Origin of the sequence: Thiohalocapsa sp. (assembly GCF_019695415.1) — a bacterium.
Classification (GTDB): Bacteria; Pseudomonadota; Gammaproteobacteria; order Chromatiales; family Chromatiaceae; genus Thiohalocapsa.
The window spans coordinates 1-3,550 of the sequence record NZ_JAIFKJ010000072.1 but is presented as its reverse complement, the minus strand read 5'-3'; the positions used below and the strand labels follow the sequence as shown (position 1 = coordinate 3,550).

The 3,550-nt window shown below is 68.8% G+C and carries 3 protein-coding genes; all 3 read right to left on the bottom strand.

Going from position 1 to position 3,550, the window contains the following annotated elements:
• Positions 1–59 precede the first annotated feature (59 nt).
• Genes I6U14_RS00880 through istA form a run of 3 tightly spaced genes read right to left on the bottom strand, consistent with a single transcriptional unit; the run spans position 60 to position 2,560 of the window.
• Positions 60–251 (bottom strand): hypothetical protein, encoded by a 192-nt coding sequence (locus I6U14_RS00880; RefSeq protein WP_296896100.1) that lies wholly within the window; start codon positions 249–251, stop codon positions 60–62.
• A 22-nt stretch (positions 252–273) separates the two neighbouring features.
• The gene (istB, locus tag I6U14_RS00875) at positions 274–1,065 is read right to left on the bottom strand and encodes an IS21-like element helper ATPase IstB (protein ID WP_296896098.1); all 792 of its coding nucleotides are present in this window, start codon (positions 1,063–1,065) and stop codon (positions 274–276) included.
• The gene (gene istA, locus I6U14_RS00870) at positions 1,043–2,560 is read right to left on the bottom strand and encodes an IS21 family transposase (protein WP_296896096.1); all 1,518 of its coding nucleotides are present in this window, start codon (positions 2,558–2,560) and stop codon (positions 1,043–1,045) included. The genes istB and istA overlap by 23 nt, the downstream gene beginning before the upstream one ends.
• Between the last annotated feature and the right edge of the window lie 990 nt (positions 2,561–3,550).

The following is a 3,550-nucleotide window of genomic DNA, read 5'->3' as shown; positions in this document are numbered from 1 at the left end:
GCGACGCCCGCCCGAGGGGCACGGGGTAGTGGATGCGAGGATCGCTGCGAGGAGCGGGCTCAGAAGGGCATGTCGTCGTCGACGTCGAACAGGTCGGGCTGGAAGTGATCCTGCTGTTCGCTGCGGTAGTGCGCCTGGATCTGCTCGCCGTAGCAGTCCCAGACGCGCTCGCGTAGGCAGTCGAGCCATTCGTAGACGGCCAGTGCTTGTTCCGTGGACCAGTGCTGAGGGATATCTTGCAGCGGGAGCATGGCGGCCTCCGTTGGGCTGTAGTCAATTGTTGCGTGGGGTTTCCGGGCGGGTGTTGGTCTTGCGCGCCGCGCGTGCTCGGCGCCGCTGCTCGCTGCGCTCCTTGGCCTCTTTGAGGCGGTAGGACTCGCCCTCGATCTGGATGATCTCGGCGTTGTGCACCAAGCGATCGACGAGGGAGACGACGCAGGCGGCGTTGGGGAAGACCTCGCCCCACTCGGCGAAAGGTCGGTTGGTCGTCACCAGGGTGGACTTCTCCTGGTAGCGGCGCGAGACGACCTCGAAGAGCAGGTCGGCGTGGCGGTTGGAATAGGAGAGATAGCCGATCTCGTCGACGAGCAGCAGGCGCGGGCGGGTATACAGCGAGAGGCGATGGCGCAGGGCGCGGTCGCCATCGGCACCGGCGAGCTCACCGAGCATGTGCCCGGCACTGGTACAGAGCACGGTGTGCCCGGCGAGCACCGCCTGGTGGGCGATGTTGCGGGCGAGGGTGGACTTACCGACGCCGTTGGGGCCGACCAGGATGGCGTTGGCGGCCTCCTGGATGAAGCCGAGGCCCATGAGCTCCTCGATGGCGGCGCGATCACAGCGCTTGGGCCAGTCCCAGTCGAAGTCGGCCAGCGCGCGGAAGCGCCCGAGTTTGGCATTGCCGAGGCGGCGCTCCAAGGAACGACGCGCGCGCTCGGCCTCCTCCCATTCGATCAGGGGTGCGAGCCAATCGCTGGCGGCGACCTCCGACCAATGCGCCAGCAGCCCATAGAGCTTCAAGGCCTTGGCCCTTGCCAGGAGGGGATCATCCGTCGTCGTGCGCGTCATCGTCGCTCTCCCGGGCCGCTTGCAGTTGGTCGTAAGCATCGAGCTTGTGCGGCGTGACCACGACATCACGCACGCGCTGGTCATCGGGCAGGGTGATCGCCAGCGGCGGCGGCTGCTCGCGTTGTTCGCGGCGGCGCTCCAGCGCCAGGCGCACCGCATTGGGATGGGGGACGTCGCGGGCCAGGGCCTCGGCGATGGCCGCCTCCAGCTCGGCGGCGCCATAGCGCTCGAGCAGGCGCAACAGCGTCGCGGTGATCGAGCCGAGGTTCTCCCCGCGCTCGGCCGCGCGGGTCAGCAGCGCCCGGCTGTTGGGTGTGGCCTGCGCCAGGCGGTCGGTGCCACGATGCTGGCGCGCTTGGCGCTTGCGCGCGACCAACGCGGCAATGTGTGCCGGATCCTCGACCTGCTGACCCTGGTCGTAGCTGCGCGCATGGGTGGCCAGCAGTGTGGCGCCATCGAGCACCCGCACCGTGGTGGGGCTGGCCACCACCGTGAGCGTGCGGCGCACGTGGGTCGATGGGATGGAGTAGTCGTTGCGATCAAAGCGCACGTAGGGCGTCTTGCCGGCGCTGACGGCGACCTGCTCCTCGGTGGGGAAGGGGTTGTCCGGCAAAGCGAGGAGCTTCGGCTGCTCCTGTGCAAAGGCCTCGCGCACCGTGATGGTCCGATCCTCCGGACACGGACGCTGTGCGGCCTGGCCCTGGCACCACGCGTCGGCCTGCGCATTGAGATCATCCAGATCGCGCCAAGTGCGCGCGGCGAAGAAGGCATCGCGGACATAGCGGATCGCGCGCTCCACGCGGCCCTTCTCATTGCCCCGCGCCGGGGCCACGGGGCGCGGCTCGAAGCGGTAATGCGCGGCCAGCGCCAGCAAGGTGGGATGGAAGCGGATCGCCTCCCCGCGGCGCTCCAGCACGGCACTTTTCAGATTGTCGTAGAGCAGGACCCGCGGCAGTCCGTCCCACGTCTCGAATGCGCCGACATGCCCGCGCAGGAAGTTCGCCATCTGCGCATCGAGGTAGAAGCGCAGGAAGATCGCGCGCGAGCAGCTCAGCACCATCACGAACGCCATCAGCGTCCGCTCGGCGTTGCCGATGGTGACCTTGCCGAAATGGCCCCAGTCGACCTGGGCCTGCTCGCCGGGCAAGGTCTTCAAGCGCAGATAGGCCTCGGGCTGCGGTCGCGGGCGGTAGTGGGCAATCAGGTGGCGGAAGTGATCCGCTCCACCGCGGTAACCGCGCTCGCGCACCATGGCGTAGAGACGCGCGGCGGTCAGGCGCGGATACTGCTCGAGCGTCTTCAACACGAACGGCAGATAGGGGTCGATCAGCGACGGGCGGTGGGGCCGCTCGGCCTTCGGCAGCCCGGCCTGCGAGAGCACCCGGTCGACGGTGGCGTGGTGCACGCCGAGCTGGCGGGCAATGGTGCCGACGCGCCATTGCTCCACATGGAAGTAGCGCAGGATCTTCGCTTCGAGCTCCGGGGGAATGGCCAAGGTCGTGTACTCCGCGCCGTCAGACCACCCCCATCCAGTGCTCAAGCACCTCGATAGCGGGCCATCCGCGGGGGTAGCAAGTCGATGGCCGCGCGTGTCGAAGGTCGGCGCAGAAAGCCCTGACGCAGCAACGGCGAACAGCGCCGTCCGCAGCGGTGACAACGACGCTCGGCACCGGCATCGGCGCCGGGAACCGCCCCCTGGCGCGCCGACGTCCTCGACGTGAGGGGCAGTCTGTCACCGGGCCGGTGCGGGCAAGAACCCTGATGCGTCACTTTCGCACTGTGGCGCCGGCGATAGCGGTGCTGGCGGGCGGCATGGGCGAAGCGACCGCGGCGTGAGGCTTGATAGCGCCGTGCCGCCTCGCGCTGGGATTCGCGGCGTGCGCTCTGCGCGCACAGCTTGCCGCAATAGCGGTTGCCCCGGTCGCAGTGGCTGCAGATCACCACCTGGCGCCGACAACGGGCACAATTGAACAGACGCGCAGTGCGGCACATCGGCGGCTCCTGCCGCCGAGTGCTGGATCAGAACCCACGGGCGCGCGATACTCTCCCGCGAGCCGTGCCTGGCACGGTTTGGGGGCGCGGTATCGGGGTGACTGTGGCGGTCGAGCCCGGTGCCGCGCCTGTCTCAACGGCTCCGATCCTCTAGCCGATTCCCGCCGGGTTGTCACCTCCCGGCCTGAGCGAACGGCCACAACCGCCGCGCATCCCGCACGCAACCACCCACCCCGGGCCGAGCCACAGCGCGTCGGCGCGCCCCTGGCGGGGTGAGCGCGTCCAGTCGCCCTCCGGGCTCCTTCCCGCGCTCACCCCGCCAGGGGCGCCGGCCACCAACCTGCCCAACCGGATACCACCCAACCGCTCTTCACCGGCCTGGATGGCGATCTAATGCGCTATTCACCGAAGATGCGCGGGTTTGATCCGCCATCGACACTTGGCAACGGTGAAATCATCTGCGACGCGTGCCTGAGCGGGAATGTCAACATCG